The 13,877-nt window shown below is 68.6% G+C and carries 12 protein-coding genes and 1 pseudogene; 12 read left to right on the top strand and 1 reads right to left on the bottom strand.

All coding sequences use genetic code 11. The features are described 5' to 3' along the window. Position 1: 1 nt before the first annotated feature. Positions 2-715 carry an IclR family transcriptional regulator gene (locus ABMY26_RS27895; RefSeq protein ID WP_372399432.1) on the bottom strand — a complete coding sequence of 238 codons (714 nt, stop codon included), beginning with the start codon at positions 713-715 and terminating at the stop codon, positions 2-4. A 207-nt stretch (positions 716-922) separates the two neighbouring features. Between ABMY26_RS27895 and ABMY26_RS27890 the strand changes: the two genes are divergently transcribed. The 12 genes and pseudogenes from ABMY26_RS27890 to ABMY26_RS27835 all read left to right on the top strand — a co-directional run. Continuing rightward, entirely contained in the window at positions 923-2,401 is a 1,479-nt protein-coding gene (locus ABMY26_RS27890; RefSeq protein ID WP_372399431.1) for an aldehyde dehydrogenase, read from the top strand. A gap of 38 nt (positions 2,402-2,439) precedes the next feature. After that, entirely contained in the window at positions 2,440-3,267 is an 828-nt protein-coding gene (locus ABMY26_RS27885) for a citryl-CoA lyase (RefSeq protein WP_372399430.1), read from the top strand. After that, positions 3,264-4,514 (top strand): CaiB/BaiF CoA transferase family protein, encoded by a 1,251-nt coding sequence (locus tag ABMY26_RS27880; protein WP_372399429.1) that lies wholly within the window; start codon positions 3,264-3,266, stop codon positions 4,512-4,514. The genes ABMY26_RS27885 and ABMY26_RS27880 overlap by 4 nt, the downstream gene beginning before the upstream one ends. Positions 4,515-4,559: 45 nt before the next feature. After that, positions 4,560-6,041 carry an FAD-dependent oxidoreductase gene (locus ABMY26_RS27875; protein ID WP_372399428.1) on the top strand — a complete coding sequence of 494 codons (1,482 nt, stop codon included), beginning with the start codon at positions 4,560-4,562 and terminating at the stop codon, positions 6,039-6,041. Positions 6,042-6,072: 31 nt separating this feature from the next. Then, positions 6,073-7,302: an ABC transporter substrate-binding protein gene (locus tag ABMY26_RS27870; RefSeq protein ID WP_372399427.1), complete on the top strand. Its 1,230-nt coding sequence runs from the start codon at positions 6,073-6,075 to the stop codon at positions 7,300-7,302. A gap of 164 nt (positions 7,303-7,466) precedes the next feature. Then, positions 7,467-8,555, top strand: coding sequence for a citrate synthase (locus ABMY26_RS27865; RefSeq protein ID WP_372399426.1), 1,089 nt, complete (start codon positions 7,467-7,469; stop codon positions 8,553-8,555). Next, complete coding sequence (locus ABMY26_RS27860; protein WP_372399425.1) at positions 8,552-9,328, top strand: ABC transporter ATP-binding protein; 777 nt, start codon at positions 8,552-8,554, stop codon at positions 9,326-9,328. The genes ABMY26_RS27865 and ABMY26_RS27860 overlap by 4 nt, the downstream gene beginning before the upstream one ends. A gap of 37 nt (positions 9,329-9,365) precedes the next feature. After that, positions 9,366-10,058, top strand: coding sequence for an ABC transporter ATP-binding protein (locus ABMY26_RS27855; RefSeq protein WP_372399424.1), 693 nt, complete (start codon positions 9,366-9,368; stop codon positions 10,056-10,058). A gap of 22 nt (positions 10,059-10,080) precedes the next feature. Then, complete coding sequence (locus ABMY26_RS27850; protein ID WP_372399423.1) at positions 10,081-10,968, top strand: branched-chain amino acid ABC transporter permease; 888 nt, start codon at positions 10,081-10,083, stop codon at positions 10,966-10,968. Between the two features lie 39 nt (positions 10,969-11,007). Further along, complete coding sequence (locus tag ABMY26_RS27845) at positions 11,008-11,943, top strand: branched-chain amino acid ABC transporter permease (RefSeq protein ID WP_372399746.1); 936 nt, start codon at positions 11,008-11,010, stop codon at positions 11,941-11,943. A 43-nt stretch (positions 11,944-11,986) separates the two neighbouring features. Further along, positions 11,987-12,736: an electron transfer flavoprotein subunit beta/FixA family protein gene (locus ABMY26_RS27840; protein WP_372399422.1), complete on the top strand. Its 750-nt coding sequence runs from the start codon at positions 11,987-11,989 to the stop codon at positions 12,734-12,736. Positions 12,737-12,938: 202 nt separating this feature from the next. Further along, a pseudogene (locus ABMY26_RS27835) lies at positions 12,939-13,877 on the top strand (electron transfer flavoprotein subunit alpha/FixB family protein); the annotation flags it as partial.

Here is a 13,877-nt window from a genome sequence, read left to right as displayed (position 1 = left end):
CTCAAGTTTGATAGTGCCCACCCAGGGTCTCCGACAGCCGGTGACCGGCCGCCAGCAGCAGGCGCGTCATCGCCGTCACACGTTCCTCGGTGAAACGGGTCAGCGGGCCCGATAGGGTCAGGGCGCCGATCAGCCCTTCCCGCTGGGAAAAGACCGGCACGGCGGCGGCCCCGGTCTCGGACTCGCGTTCGCCGAAAGAGAGCAGGGGCAGGGCGGCAAAGTCGGCCGCCGATACCGTCCCGGCGAAGCGCGTGAGCACATGGCCGGCGGCCCCCCGGTCCAGGGGCAGGCGGTCGCCTTCGTGGACATGGTCGCGGATCGCCTGCGTGGAATCCTCGCGGAACGCGCAGATGCGCCAAGCCCCTTCGCGCCGGAAGAAGGACGCGCTTTCCCCGCTCTCGCGCATCAGCTGGCGCAGCACCGGCCGGACATGGTCCTCCAGCCGCAGCGAACGCTGGTAGAGCCCTCCCAACCGCATCAACTCCGGGCCGAGCCGATAGGACTTGTCCTGATGGCGGACGAGATAGCCGGCCTTCTCCAGCGACACGGTCAGCCGCAGGATGGTGCTCTTATAAAGGCCGGTCCGCGTTGCGATTTCCGTCAAACTCAGCGCGTGATCGCCCGCCTGGAAGCAGCCGACGATGCTCAGCGCCCGGTCGACGGACTCCACCCCGCCGGCGGATGCGGTGGTCGTGTTCGGCTTCGCGTCGGTCATCTCGCATCCTTCATTGGCAGCCTGGGCCATTGGCAGCCTGGGCGCGCATTTTTCCCCGACACCACCATCGGACGTCAAGGATGGCCGGCGCAAGGCACAGGCCGGAAAAGTGGGGAGGCAAACGGTTCGGACTTGACGCATTTAGCATGCGTATGTTCTCTTAGATGAAACATGGTTCTATCTAACAGAACTTTTGCGAGGCGAAGGGTGGAACGCTACAAGCTGTTCATCGATGGGGACTGGTGCGATCCGGTTTCCAACGAGTGGTTCGAAACGACGGAGCCCTTTTCGGGGCTGGCCTGGGCGGAGATCCCGCGCGGCACTCAAGGCGATGCCGACCTTGCGGTCGAAGCGGCGCACCGCGCCTTCCTGTCGCCGGAGTGGGCCGGGCTGACCGCGACCCAGCGCGGCGCCCTGCTGCGCCGGCTGGCCGAACTGATCGAGAGCAACGTCGACCGGCTGGGCGCCATCGAGCAGCGCGACAACGGCAAGCTGATGGCCGAGGTCAGCGGACAGGTGCGGAACGTCGCCCAGTGGTTCCATTACTATGCCGGCCTCGCCGACAAGGTTCAGGGCGCCGTCGTGCCTATCAACAAGGCTGACGTCTTCAACTATGTGAAGTACGAGCCGCTCGGCGTCGTCGTCGCCATCACGCCGTGGAACTCGCCGCTGGCGCTGACCACCTGGAAGATGGCCCCGGCGCTGGCGGCCGGGAACACCATCGTCATCAAGCCGTCGGAATACACCTCCGCCTCCATCCTGGAGCTGGCGAAGCTGGCGCATGAGGCGGGATTCCCGCGCGGCGTCGTCAATGTCGTCACCGGTTTCGGCGGCGAGGTGGGCGAGCCGCTGGTCCGCCACCGCCTGACCGCCAAGGTCGCCTTCACCGGCGGTGACATCGGCGGCCAGCGCGTCAACGAGGCCGCGGCGCCGGGCCTGAAGAAGGTGACGCTGGAACTGGGCGGCAAGTCGCCGAACATCGTCTTCGACGACGCCGACCTCGACCAGGCGGTGAAGGGGGCCATCTCCGGCGTGTTCGGCGCCTCGGGCCAGACCTGCATGGCCGGTTCGCGCCTGCTGGTGCAGAAGACCATCCACGACGCCTTCGTCGGGAAGCTGGTCGCGGCGGCCGGCGCGGCCCGCATCGGCGACCCGTCGTCGATGGAGACGCAGATCGGCCCCATCGCCACCCGTCCGCAATGGGAGAAAATCCTGCGGATGATCGACATGGCGAAGGCGGAAGGGGCGGTCTGTGCGCTCGGCGGCCATGCCCTGTCGGGGCCGGAATACGGCCAGGGGCAGTTCGTCGCGCCGACCATCTTCACCGGCGTTCGCAACGACATGCGCATCGCCCAGGAGGAGGTGTTCGGCCCGGTCCTCTGCGTCATTCCCTTCGAGGACGAGGAGGACGCGCTGCGTATCGCCAACGACGTCGAGTTCGGTCTGGCGGCCGGCGTGTGGACGCGCGACCTGCACCGCGCGATGCATTGCGTCGACCGGCTGCGCGCCGGGACGGTGTGGGTGAACAACTACCGCTCGACCAGCTTCACCACGCCCTTCGGCGGCTACAAGCGCTCCGGTCTCGGCCGCGAGGGGGGAGTGGAGGCGATCAAGGAATATCTCCAGACCAAGAGCGTCTGGATCACCACCAAGCCCAACCGCGCCAACCCCTTCGTGCTCGGCTGAGGCCAGGCCTGCAGGGGCATTGCCCCGGGAGCATTCCCATGTCCGAAGCGACCATCGATACCGCCGCCGGCTGGTGGCGGACGTCGATCATCGACATCCATCCGGGTTCCATCCGGGTGCGCGGCTACGCCATCGAGGAACTGATCGGCACGATCGGCTTTCCCGACATGGTCTGGCTGATGCTCCGCGGCGAATTGCCGTCAGAGGCGCAGGGCCGGCTGCTGGGTGCCGCGCTGGTGGCGGCGGTGGACCACGGGCCGCAGGCGCCGTCCATCGCCACGGCCCGCATGGCCGCCACCTGCGGCGTCGGGCTGAACAACGCCATGGCCTCCGGCATCAACGCGCTGGGCGACGTCCATGGCGGCGCGGGCCAGCAATGCATGGAGCTGTACGCCGCCGTCGCCGCACGCATGGCCGAAGGCATGCCCGCGGCCGTGGCGGCGGAGAGCGAGATCGCCGCCCGGCTGGAGCGGCGCGAGCACATCCCCGGCTTCGGCCACCGCTTCCATCCCGTCGACCCGCGCGCCGGCCGGCTGCTGGCCCTGGTGGAGACGGCGAAGGGGGAGGGCGCCGTGACGGGAGAGGCCGCCGCCATCGGCCGCGCGGTGGAGGATGCCCTTGCCTCGCGCAAGGGCAGGCGGCTGCCGATGAACATCGACGGAGCCACCGCCGTGGTGTTCGCCGAACTCGGCTTCCCGGCCGGGCTGGGGCGCGGGCTGTTCGTGCTGTCGCGCTCGGTCGGCATCCTGGCGCATGCCTGGGAGCAGTCGCAGCAGGGCGGCCGCATCAAGGGACCGATGCCGCCGTCCATCCCCTACCGCTACGACGGAGCGTCGCCGCGCCCTGTTCCAGGAGACGGCGCATGACCGACCAGTCCCCCGCCCGATCCCCCGACAAGCCGCTTCCCCTGGCCGGCGTCAAAATCCTCGATTTCGGCCACACGGTGATGGGGCCGTCCTGCGCGATGATCCTCGCCGACCTCGGCGCCGACGTGGTGAAGATCGAACCGGTGCCCAACGGCGAGCCGACCCGCCATCTGAAGGGCTTCGGCACCGGCTATTTCGGCTATTTCAACCGCAACAAGCGCTCCTTGGCGGTCGACCTGAAGACGCAGGAAGGCCGCGACATCGCACGCCGTCTCGTCGCAGAGGCCGATGTGCTGGTGGAGAATTTCGCCCCCGGCACCATGGAGCGGCTGGGGTTGGGTGCCGACGCGCTCACCCGCGTCAACCCGCGCCTGATCTATGCCAGCCTGAAGGGATTCCTCGACGGCCCCTATGCCGGCCGCCTCGCGCTCGACGAGGTGGTGCAGATGATGACCGGGCTCGCCTACATGACCGGGCCGAGCGGCCGGCCGCTGCGGGCCGGCACCTCGGTCGTGGACATCACCGGCGGCATGTTCGCGGTCATCGCCATCCTGGTGGCGCTGCGCGAGCGTGAGCGGACCGGCAAGGGCCAGGCCATCGAAACCGCCCTGTTCGAGACGACCGTGTTCCTGATGGGGCAGCATCTCTGCTACGCCGCACAGTCGGACGGGCCGATCCCGCCGATGCCGGAGCGCGTGTCGGCCTGGGCGGTCTACGAGACCTTCCGCACCGCCGACGGGCGGCCGATCTTCGTCGGCATCACCACCGACAGCCATTGGGAGCGCTTCTGCGCCGTCATCGACCGGCCGGACCTGCGCGACGATCCGGAATTCCGCACCAACAACGACCGCATCGCGGCCCGGCCGCGCCTGCTGCCGCTGCTGACCGCCCTGTTCGGCGGCCTGTCGATGGAGGAGGCCGTGTCGGTGTGCGAGCGCGCCCGCATTCCCTTCGCGCCCATCGCCCGGCCGGAGGATCTGTTCGACGACCCGCACCTGCAGGCGACCGGCGGGCTGATGCCGACCACCCTGCCCAACGGGGTGCGGACCGCCCTGCCGCGGCTGCCGATCCATGTGGCGGACGCCGATCTGACCATCCGCCGCGATCCGCCGCGCGTCGGGCAGGACACGCGCGCGGTGCTGGCCGAACTCGGCTACGGTCCGGCGGCGATCGAGCAACTGACGGAGGCCGGAATCGTCGTGGCCGACAGCGAACCCGACAGCGACCGGAAACGCCTCGCGGGATAATGCGGGACAGATCGGGAGATCAATCAAATGACGGAGGAAACACGGATGTCTGACTACGCCATCAGCGATCTGGCCATCAGCGATCTGGTCATCGTCGGCTGCGGCATCGCCGGGCTTTCGGCGGCGGTGACGGCGCTGCAGGCCGGCCTGTCGGTCACCCTGCTGGAGCGGGCGCCCGAGGAGGATTTCGGCGGCAACTCACGCTGGACCGAAGCCTATATGCGGATGAAGAACGATTCCGAGATCGCCGACGATTTCGAGGAGCATTTCGCCGCCAACGCCGGGCTGAACATCGACCCCAACGTGCTGGCCGCCGCCGCCGAACCCTACGAGCATTGGCCGGACTATGTGAAGGCCCACCCCTTTCCCGATCCGGAGGTGATCTCCCGCTTCGCCGAGCGGGTGCCGCCGACCATCGCCTGGCTGAAGGGCTTCGGCCTGCGCTTCGAGCCGCAGCCGATCTATCTGCTGACCCAGAACACCCAGCGCATCGCGGCGCAGGGCGGCGGCCTTGCCATGATCGAGCGCCTGATGGCCGAGGCGAAGGCGCTCGGTGCCCGCGTGCTCTACCGCACCACGGCGCTCGACCTGCTGCGCGACGGGCAGGGCCGTATCGGCGGCGTCCACGCCACCGGGACGGACGGCTTGCGCGTCGCCATCCGCGGCCGGTCGACGATCCTGGCCTCCGGCGGCTATCAAGGCAATCCGGAGATGATGACCCGCTACATGGGCCAGCGGGCCAAGCATGTGCGGCCGGTGGCGCGCGGCGGCTACTACAACCGCGGCGAGGGCATCCGCATGGCGCTCGACGCCGGGGCGGCGCCGGCCGGCGATTTCGGCTCCTACCATGCCGAGCCGGTCGACCCCCGCTCCCGCCAGCCGGAAGCGGTGATCTTCATCTGGCCCTATGGCGTGCTGGTCAACAAGCGCGGCGAGCGCTTCCTCGACGAGGCGCCGGGCACCGCCGACGCGACCTACGACCACATCACCCGCATCGTGGCCGACCAGCCGGACGGGATCGCCTATGTCCTGTTCGACGATCAGGTCGAGGACATCCCGCGCTGGCGCACCAGCATCCGCAGCGACGTGCTGGCCATCGAGGCGCCCACCCTCGACGCCCTGGTCGAGAAGCTGGGCCTGCCGCGGGAGGCCACGATGGCGACGGTCGCCGCCTACAACGCCGCCTGTCCGGCCGACGCCGGCCGCTTCGACCCGACGCGGGTGGACGGGCTGGCGACCACCGGGCTGAGCCCGGCCAAGACCAACTGGGCGCGCCCGCTGGTCAAGGGGCCGTTTCGCGCCTTCCCCATCGTTTCCGCCAATTGCTTCACCTTCGGCGGGTTGAAGGTGGATTCCGACGCCCGCGTGCTGGACGGCAACGGGCGGCCGATGCCGGGACTCTATGCGGCGGGCGAGACGGTGGGCCTCTACCACCAGGTCTATACCGGCTCGACCTCGGTCCTGCGCGGCGCCGTGTTCGGGCGGTTGGCCGCCCAGCATGCCGCCGCGTCCAGGGACGCCGTCTGAGCACTCAATAAAGAACCTTCGGGAGGAAACCATGAACCGTTATGCCGTGACGGCGGCCGTCGCCGCCTGCCTGCTCGCCCAGACCTTGTACCAGCCGGCGCTTGCCCAAGGCGCGGCCTACAGCGACGGCAAGATCAAGATCGGCATCCTGACCGACCTGTCGGGCCAGCTGTCCGACAGCACCGGACAGGGTTCGATCGCCGCTGCGCAGATGGCGGTGGAGGATTTCGGCGGCGCCATCGGCGGCACGCCGGTCGAACTGATCTTCGCCGACCACCAGAACAAGGCCGATGTCGGCGCCTCGACGGCGCGGCGCTGGTACGACGTCGATCAGGTCGACGCCATCATCGACGTGCCGAACTCCGCCGTGGCGCTGGCGGTGCAGCAGATCACCAAGGAGGCGAACCGCATCGCCATCTTCTCCTCGCCGGCCAGTTCCGACCTGACCGGCAAGGCCTGCACGCCGAACGGCATCCACTGGACATACGACACCTATGCGCTGGCCCATGTGACCGGCGAGGCAGTGGTGGCCTCGGGATTGGACAGCTGGTTCTTCCTGACCTCCGATTATGCCTTCGGCCATGCGCTGGAGCGTGACACCGGCGCCGTCGTCGAAGGCCAGAAGGGCAAGGTGATGGGGAGCGTCCGGATGCCGGCCAACAATGCCGACTTCTCCTCCTTCCTGCTCCAGGCCCAGGCATCGCCGGCCAAGGTCGTGGCGCTCGCCACCGCAGGGGCCGATACCCAGAACGCCATCAAGCAGGCGGCGGAATTCGGGCTCGGCCAGTCCGGCAAGAACATCGTGGCGCTGCTGCTCGCCATCAGCGAGGTCCACGCGCTGGGCCTGCCGTCGACGCAGGGCATCATGCTGACGACGCCCTTCTATTGGGACATGAACGACGGGACGCGGGCCTTTTCCAAGCGCTTCTTCGAGAAGCGCAAGGCGATGCCGACCTTCTACCAGGCCGGCGTCTACGGCGCGGTCAGCCATTATCTGAAGTCGATCGAGGCGGCCGGGACCGACGCCGCCCCCACCGTCATGACGACGATGAAGGCGACGCCGGTAAACGACTTCATGACGAAGAACGGCACGGTGCGCGAGGATGGCCGGGTGCTGCGCGACATGTCTCTGTTCCAGGTCAAGACCCCGGCCGAATCCAAGGCGCCCTGGGACTATTACAAGCTGGTCCGCAGCATTCCCGCCGACCGCGCCTTCCGGCCGCTGTCGGAAAGCGAGTGCCCTCTGGTCAAGAAGATGTAGGCGGCCCCCGCAGGGCACCGGCCCCTGGCTATGCATAACCGATGGTAATGCACCGCTTACATTAACGAAGTTGAGCCGGAGGGCGGATTGCTTAGGATTTCCATCGAATCCGCCGCAGCCCTTCCGGCGGTGGCGCCCCTCCCCCCTTACCGGACAGCATGACGATGGAGCGGATATCGGCCGCCGATACCAGCCTGAGCGGTGGCGACCCGGCGACGGGCGAGATGGTGATGCGCGGGCATCGCCTGCCCGACCTGATCGACCGCTCCTATGAAGAGGTCGCGGCGATCCTGTGGGACGTGGAGATCCCGGCACGGATGAGCCTGGATGCGTTGGGAGCGGCGAGATGCGACGCCTTTGCGCGGCTGTCTCCCCGTTTCGCGGCGATGCCGTCCGATCTTACGGCGATCGAGCTTCAGCGCTGCCTGCTGGCCTCGCTGCCGGGGGCCGCGATGACGCCGCTGCTGCTGGTGGCAGGGACCGCCGTCGCCGCCGCTTCGGCCATCCGGCTGGTTCGCGGTCAAGCTCCGGTGGCGCCGGACCGCTCCCTGCCGCATGCAGCCGACCTGCTGCGCATGATCCATGGCGCAACCCCAGGCGAGGCGGAAACGCAGGCCCTGGGTCGCTATCTGGTTGCCATGGTCGATCATGGCGTGAACGCCTCGACCTTCACGGCCCGCGTGGTCGCCTCGACCGGGGGCGGCTTGTCGGCCGCCGCGGTGGCGGCACTGGGCGCGCTGGAAGGGCCGCTGCATGGCGGCGCGCCGGGGCTGGTCCTCGACATGCTGGACGCCATCGGCGAGGAGGGTCATGCGGAAGGCTGGGTGGTGGCCGCGCTCGCCCGGGGGGAGCGCCTGATGGGCTTCGGGTCGCGGGCCTACCACATCCGCGATCCACGCGCGGACATCATGAAGGACAGCCTGCTGGCGCTGCAGCGGTCCGGCGCGAGCCGGGCGCCCGATGGTCGGCTCGCCTTCGCCGAAACGGTCGAGCGGACGGTGCTGTCGGTGATGGCGTCGCGTCGACCCGACCGGCCCCTGCACACCAATGTGGAATTCTACGCCGCCCTGCTGCTGGAGGCGCTCGGTGTGCCGCGGGCCGGCTTCACACCGTTTTTCGCGGCCAGCCGTTCAGCCGGATGGGCGGCGCATGTGCGCGAACAGGAACGGACCGGGCGCATGCTGCGACCGACATCACGCTATGTCGGTCCGCCGCCGATCGACCGACCCAAGACCGGGAAAGGACAGGAATGACCACCGGACCCACCGACGACATCATCCTGGAAGCGCGCAACCTGACGAAGGAGTTCAAGGGCTTCGTCGCGGTCAAGGAGGTGAACCTGCAGGTGAAGCGGGGCACCATCCATGCGCTGATCGGCCCGAACGGCGCCGGCAAGAGCACGGTGTTCAACCTGCTCACCAAGTTCCTGACGCCCACCCGCGGCCGGATCCTCTACAAGGGCCGCGACATCACCAGGACCAAGCCGGCCGACATCGCGCTGATGGGCTTGGTGCGGTCCTTCCAGATCTCGGCCGTCTTCCCGCATCTCAGCGTGCTGGAGAATGTCCGCGTCGCCCTCCAGCGCCCGCTCGGCACCAGCTTCCATTTCTGGAAGTCGGAGTCGTCGCTCTACGACCTGCACGATCGCGCGCTGGAGCTGATCGAGGCGGTCAACCTCTCCCCCTGGGCCGGGCACACCGCCGCCGAGCTGCCCTACGGCCGCAAGCGCGCGCTCGAGATCGCCACCACCCTGGCGCTCGACCCGGAGGTGATGCTGCTCGACGAGCCGCTGGCCGGCATGGGCCATGAGGACATCGAGGGCACCGCGGCCCTGATCAAGCGCGTCGCCGCCGACCGCACCGTGCTGATGGTCGAGCACAACCTCTCGGTCGTCGCCCACCTGTCCGACACCATCACCGTGCTCCGCCGCGGCGAGATCCTCGCCGAGGGGCCCTACGAGGTGGTGTCGAAGAACCCGCAGGTGATGGAAGCGTACATGGGCACTGGGGGGACCGGACATGCCTGATGGGATGCAGACGAAAACCGCCCAAGTGGGAACGGCGATGCTTGAGATTTCCGACCTGCACGGCTTCTACGGCGAGAGCCATGTGCTGCACGGCGTCAGCCTGGAGGTGCGCCACGGCGAGGTGGTGACGCTCCTTGGCCGCAACGGCGCCGGCAAGACCTCGACCATGCGCGCCGTGATGGGCATCATGGGCAAGCGCACCGGCTCGATCCGCTTCCAGGGCCAGGAGCTGATCGGCATGGCCCAGCACAGGATCCCGCGGCTCGGCATCGGCTATGTGCCGGAGGAGCGCGGCATCTTCTCGAGCCTCAGCGTCGACGAGAACCTGACGCTGCCGCCGGTGGTGAAGGAGGGCGGCATGACCGTCGCCCAGATTTACGAGCTGTTCCCCAACCTGAAGGGCCGCGGTTCGACCCAGGGCACGCGGCTGTCGGGCGGCGAGCAGCAGATGCTGGCGATCGCCCGCATCCTGCGCACCGGTGCCACCCTGATCCTGCTGGACGAGCCGACCGAAGGGCTGGCGCCCGTCATCATCGAGCAGATCGGCGTGGCGGTGCGGGCGCTCAAGGCGCGCGGCTTCACCATCCTGCTGGTCGAGCAGAATTTCCGCTTCGCCGCCACCATCGCCGACCGCCATTACGTCATGGAGGAGGGGCATGTGGTGGACATGATCCCCAACGACCGGCTCAACGCCAACATGGACAAGCTCCACACCTATCTCGGCGTGTGAAGCGGGAGACGAGAGACCCACCATGTCCCATCTGCTCGGCATTCCGCCGCAGGCCCTGTTCGGCCAGCTGCTGCTCGGCCTGATCAACGGTTCCTTCTATGCGCTGCTCAGCCTCGGGCTGGCGGTGATCTTCGGCATGCTCAACGTCGTCAACATGGCGCACGGCGCCCTGTACATGGTTGGCGCCTTCGTGGCGTGGCTGCTGCTGACCTATGCCGGCATCGGCTATTGGGGAGCGCTGGTGCTGGCGCCCCTGGCGGTCGGCGCCATTGGGCTGGTGCTGGAGCGCACGCTGCTGCGCCGGCTCTACACGGTCGACCATCTCTACGGGCTGCTGCTGACCTTCGGGCTGGCGCTGATCTTCGAGGGCGCCTTCCGCCACCAGTATGGCGTGTCGGGCCAGCCCTATCCGATCCCCGACCTGCTGAAGGGCGGCACCAACCTGGGCTTCATGTATCTGCCGACATATCGTGGCTGGGTGGTGGCGGCGTCGCTGCTGGTGTGCCTGGGCACCTGGTTCGCCATCGAGCGGACGAAGCTGGGGGCGTATCTGCGGGCGGCGACGGAGAACCCGACGCTGGTGCAGGCCTTCGGCATCAACGTGCCGGTGATGGTGTCGCTGACCTACGGCTTCGGGGTGGCGCTGGCCGGGCTGGCCGGGGTGCTGGCGGCGCCGATCTACCAGGTGTCGCCGCTGATGGGCTCCAACATCATCATCGTGGTGTTCGCGGTGGTGGTGATCGGCGGCATGGGGTCGATCCTGGGCGCCATCGTGACGGGTCTGGGTCTGGGGCTGCTGGAGGGGTTGACCAAGCTGGTCTACCCGGAGGCCTCCAACATCGTGGTGTTCGTGATCATGGCCGTGGTGCTGATGGTGAAGCCGGCCGGCCTGTTCGGACGGGAGAGATAGGCGATGAGCATGCAAACCCAGGCGCTGCCGCGGACGGGGATGGAGGCGGGGGCGCGCAAGGCGCTGCTGCTGGGGGGCGGGCTGCTGCTGGCGGTGCTGGCGCCGTTCCTGCTGTACCCGGTGTTCCTGATGAAGCTGCTGTGCTTCGCGCTGTTCGCCTGCGCCTTCAACCTGCTGGTCGGCTTCGCCGGCCTGTTGAGCTTCGGCCATGCCGCCTTCTTCGGCGGGGCGGCCTACATTGCCGCCCACACGGTGAAGGAATGGGGCTGGGCGCCGGAGGCGGGGCTGGTCGCCGCCACCGCCGTCGCCGGGCTGATGGGGCTGGTCTTCGGGATGATCGCCATCCGGCGGCAGGGCATCTACTTTGCCATGATCACGCTGGCGCTGAGCCAGATGATCTTCTTCCTGGCGCTGCAGCTTCCCTTCACCCATGGCGAGGACGGCATCCAGGGCGTGCCGCGCGGCATGCTGTTCGGGCTGTTCGACCTCAACCAGCCGCTGACGATGTATTACGTCGTGCTGGCGATCTTCCTCGGCGGCTTCGCGCTGGTGTGGCGCACGGTGCATTCGCCGTTCGGGCAGGTGCTGAAGGCGATCCGCGAGAACGAGCCGCGGGCGGTGTCGCTCGGCTACCGCACCGACCGCTACAAGCTGGTGGCCTTCGTGCTGTCGGCAAGCCTGGCGGGGCTGGCCGGCGGGACCAAGGCGCTGGTGTTCCAGCTGGCCTCGCTGACCGACGTGACGTGGCAGATGTCGGGCGAGGTGGTGCTGATGACGCTGCTCGGCGGCATGGGCACGCTGCTCGGCCCGGTGGTGGGGGCGGCGCTGGTGGTCACGCTGGAAAGCTACCTCGCCGCCACCAGCCTGCCGGTGCCGGTCGTCATCGGCTGCATCTTCGTCGTCTGCGTCCTGCTGTTCCGCCGCGGAATCGTCGGGGAGATCCTGCATCGGCTGCCCGGGAAGGGGAATCGCTGATGTTCCGCCTCGCCGACATCAGAGCCGCATAAGGAGGTAAGCCATGAAAATCCTCGTCCCCGTCAAGCGGGTGGTCGACTACAACGTGAAGATCCGCGTGAAGGCGGATGGCAGCGGCGTCGAGACCGCCAACGTGAAGATGAGCATGAACCCCTTCGACGAGATCGCCGTAGAAGAGGCGGTACGGCTGAAGGAAGCCGGCACGGGGAGCGAGATCGTCGTGGTGTCGGTTGGCCCGGCCGGGTGCCAGGAGACGCTGCGCACCGCGCTCGCCATGGGAGCCGACCGCGCCATCCTGGTGCAGACCGACGGGGCGACCGAGCCGCTGGCGGTCGCCAAGGTCCTGAAGGCGCTGGTCGACAAGGAGGCGCCGGGGCTGGTCATCCTCGGCAAGCAGGCGATCGACGACGATTGCAACCAGACCGGCCAGATGCTGGCCGCCCTGCTCGGCTGGGGCCAGGGCACCTTCGCCTCCAAGGTCGTCGCCGGTGAGGGCACGGTCGCGGTGACCCGCGAGATCGACGGCGGGCTGGAGACGGTGGAGTTGAAGCTGCCGGCGGTGGTGACCGCCGACCTGCGGCTGAACGAGCCGCGCTACGCCTCGCTGCCCAACATCATGAAGGCGAAGAAGAAGCCGCTGGAGATCGTCACGCCCGACGCGCTCGGCGTCGACGTGACACCGCGGCTGACGACGCTGAAGGTGGTCGAGCCACCCAAGCGCAAGGCCGGAGTCAAGGTCGCCGACGTCGCTGCGCTGATCGACAAGCTGAAGACCGAGGCGCGGGTGATCTGAAGGGAGTGGTCGCTCCATTGCCCCCTCCCCATCCCTCCCCCGCTCACGCGGGAGAGGGGGTAGGACGCTTGCCGGCGTGAATTGTTCGCGCAGCGGCGGCAGTCCCCTCTCCCGTGAAACGGGGGAGGGTTAGGGAGGGGGCATCCGCAGCCGACACTCCTCCACACCATCCGCCAAGCCCCGCCACCAAAGGACCCGCCCCATGCCCATCCTGATCCTCGCCGACCACGACAACGCGACCCTCAAGCCCGCCACCGCCCATGCGGTGACCGCCGCCGCCGAGATCGCCAAGGGGCTCGGTTCCGACATCCATGTCCTGGTCGCCGGCCGCAACGCCGCGTCCGCCGCGGACGCCGCCTTCAGGCTGGACGGCGTCGCCAAGGTGCTGCTGGCCGACGATGCCGCCTACGGGCATGCCCTGGCCGAACCGCTGGCGGCGCTGCTGGTGTCGCTCGCCCCCGGCTACGGCCATATCCTCGCCGCCGCGACCTCGACCGGCAAGAACGTGCTGCCGCGGGTCGCGGCGCTACTCGACGTGGCGATGATCTCCGACATCACCGCGGTTGTGTCGGCCGACAGCTTCGAGCGGCCGATCTATGCCGGCAACGCCATCGCCACCGTGCGATCCGCCGATCCGGTGAAGATCCTCACCGTCCGCACCACCGCCTTCGAGGCCGCCGGTTCCACCGGCACCGCCGCCCCGGTCGAGCCGGTCGCCGCGGTGGCCGACCCCGGCCTGTCGGGCTTCGTCTCGGCCGAGCTGTCGAAGTCGGAGCGGCCGGAACTGACCAGCGCGCGCATCGTCGTGTCGGGCGGGCGCGGCATGCAGTCGGGCGAGAATTTCCCGCTGCTGGAGGCGCTGGCCGACAAGCTGGGCGCCGCGGTCGGTGCGAGCCGTGCCGCCGTCGATGCCGGCTTCGTGCCGAACGACTATCAGGTCGGGCAGACCGGCAAGATCGTGGCGCCGGACCTCTACATCGCCGTCGGCATCTCGGGCGCGATCCAGCATCTGGCCGGCATGAAGGACAGCAAGGTCATCGTCGCCATCAACAAGGACGAGGAGGCACCGATCTTCCAGGTCGCCGATTACGGCCTCGTCGCCGACCTGTTCAAGGCCGTGCCGGAACTGCGGCAGGCGCTG

Origin of the sequence: Azospirillum sp. HJ39 (genome assembly GCF_041507355.1) — a bacterium.
In the GTDB taxonomy this organism is placed as follows: Bacteria; Pseudomonadota; Alphaproteobacteria; order Azospirillales; family Azospirillaceae; genus Azospirillum; species Azospirillum thiophilum.
This window is presented reverse-complemented; position numbering and strand designations above follow the sequence as displayed.

What these genes read in the sequence shown, in the direction of transcription:
- ABMY26_RS27880 (WP_372399429.1), top strand. Translation starts at nt 3,264, where the DNA reads ATGACCGACCAGTCCCCCGCCCGATCCCCCGACAAGCCGCTTCCCCTG.
- ABMY26_RS27850 (WP_372399423.1), top strand. Translation starts at nt 10,081, where the DNA reads ATGTCCCATCTGCTCGGCATTCCGCCGCAGGCCCTGTTCGGCCAGCTG.
- ABMY26_RS27875 (WP_372399428.1), top strand. Translation starts at nt 4,560, where the DNA reads ATGTCTGACTACGCCATCAGCGATCTGGCCATCAGCGATCTGGTCATC.
- ABMY26_RS27845 (WP_372399746.1), top strand. Translation starts at nt 11,008, where the DNA reads ATGGAGGCGGGGGCGCGCAAGGCGCTGCTGCTGGGGGGCGGGCTGCTG.
- ABMY26_RS27865 (WP_372399426.1), top strand. Translation starts at nt 7,467, where the DNA reads ATGGAGCGGATATCGGCCGCCGATACCAGCCTGAGCGGTGGCGACCCG.
- ABMY26_RS27885 (WP_372399430.1), top strand. Translation starts at nt 2,440, where the DNA reads ATGTCCGAAGCGACCATCGATACCGCCGCCGGCTGGTGGCGGACGTCG.
- ABMY26_RS27855 (WP_372399424.1), top strand. Translation starts at nt 9,366, where the DNA reads ATGCTTGAGATTTCCGACCTGCACGGCTTCTACGGCGAGAGCCATGTG.
- ABMY26_RS27840 (WP_372399422.1), top strand. Translation starts at nt 11,987, where the DNA reads ATGAAAATCCTCGTCCCCGTCAAGCGGGTGGTCGACTACAACGTGAAG.
- ABMY26_RS27870 (WP_372399427.1), top strand. Translation starts at nt 6,073, where the DNA reads ATGAACCGTTATGCCGTGACGGCGGCCGTCGCCGCCTGCCTGCTCGCC.
- ABMY26_RS27895 (WP_372399432.1), bottom strand. Translation starts at nt 715, where the DNA reads ATGACCGACGCGAAGCCGAACACGACCACCGCATCCGCCGGCGGGGTG.
- ABMY26_RS27860 (WP_372399425.1), top strand. Translation starts at nt 8,552, where the DNA reads ATGACCACCGGACCCACCGACGACATCATCCTGGAAGCGCGCAACCTG.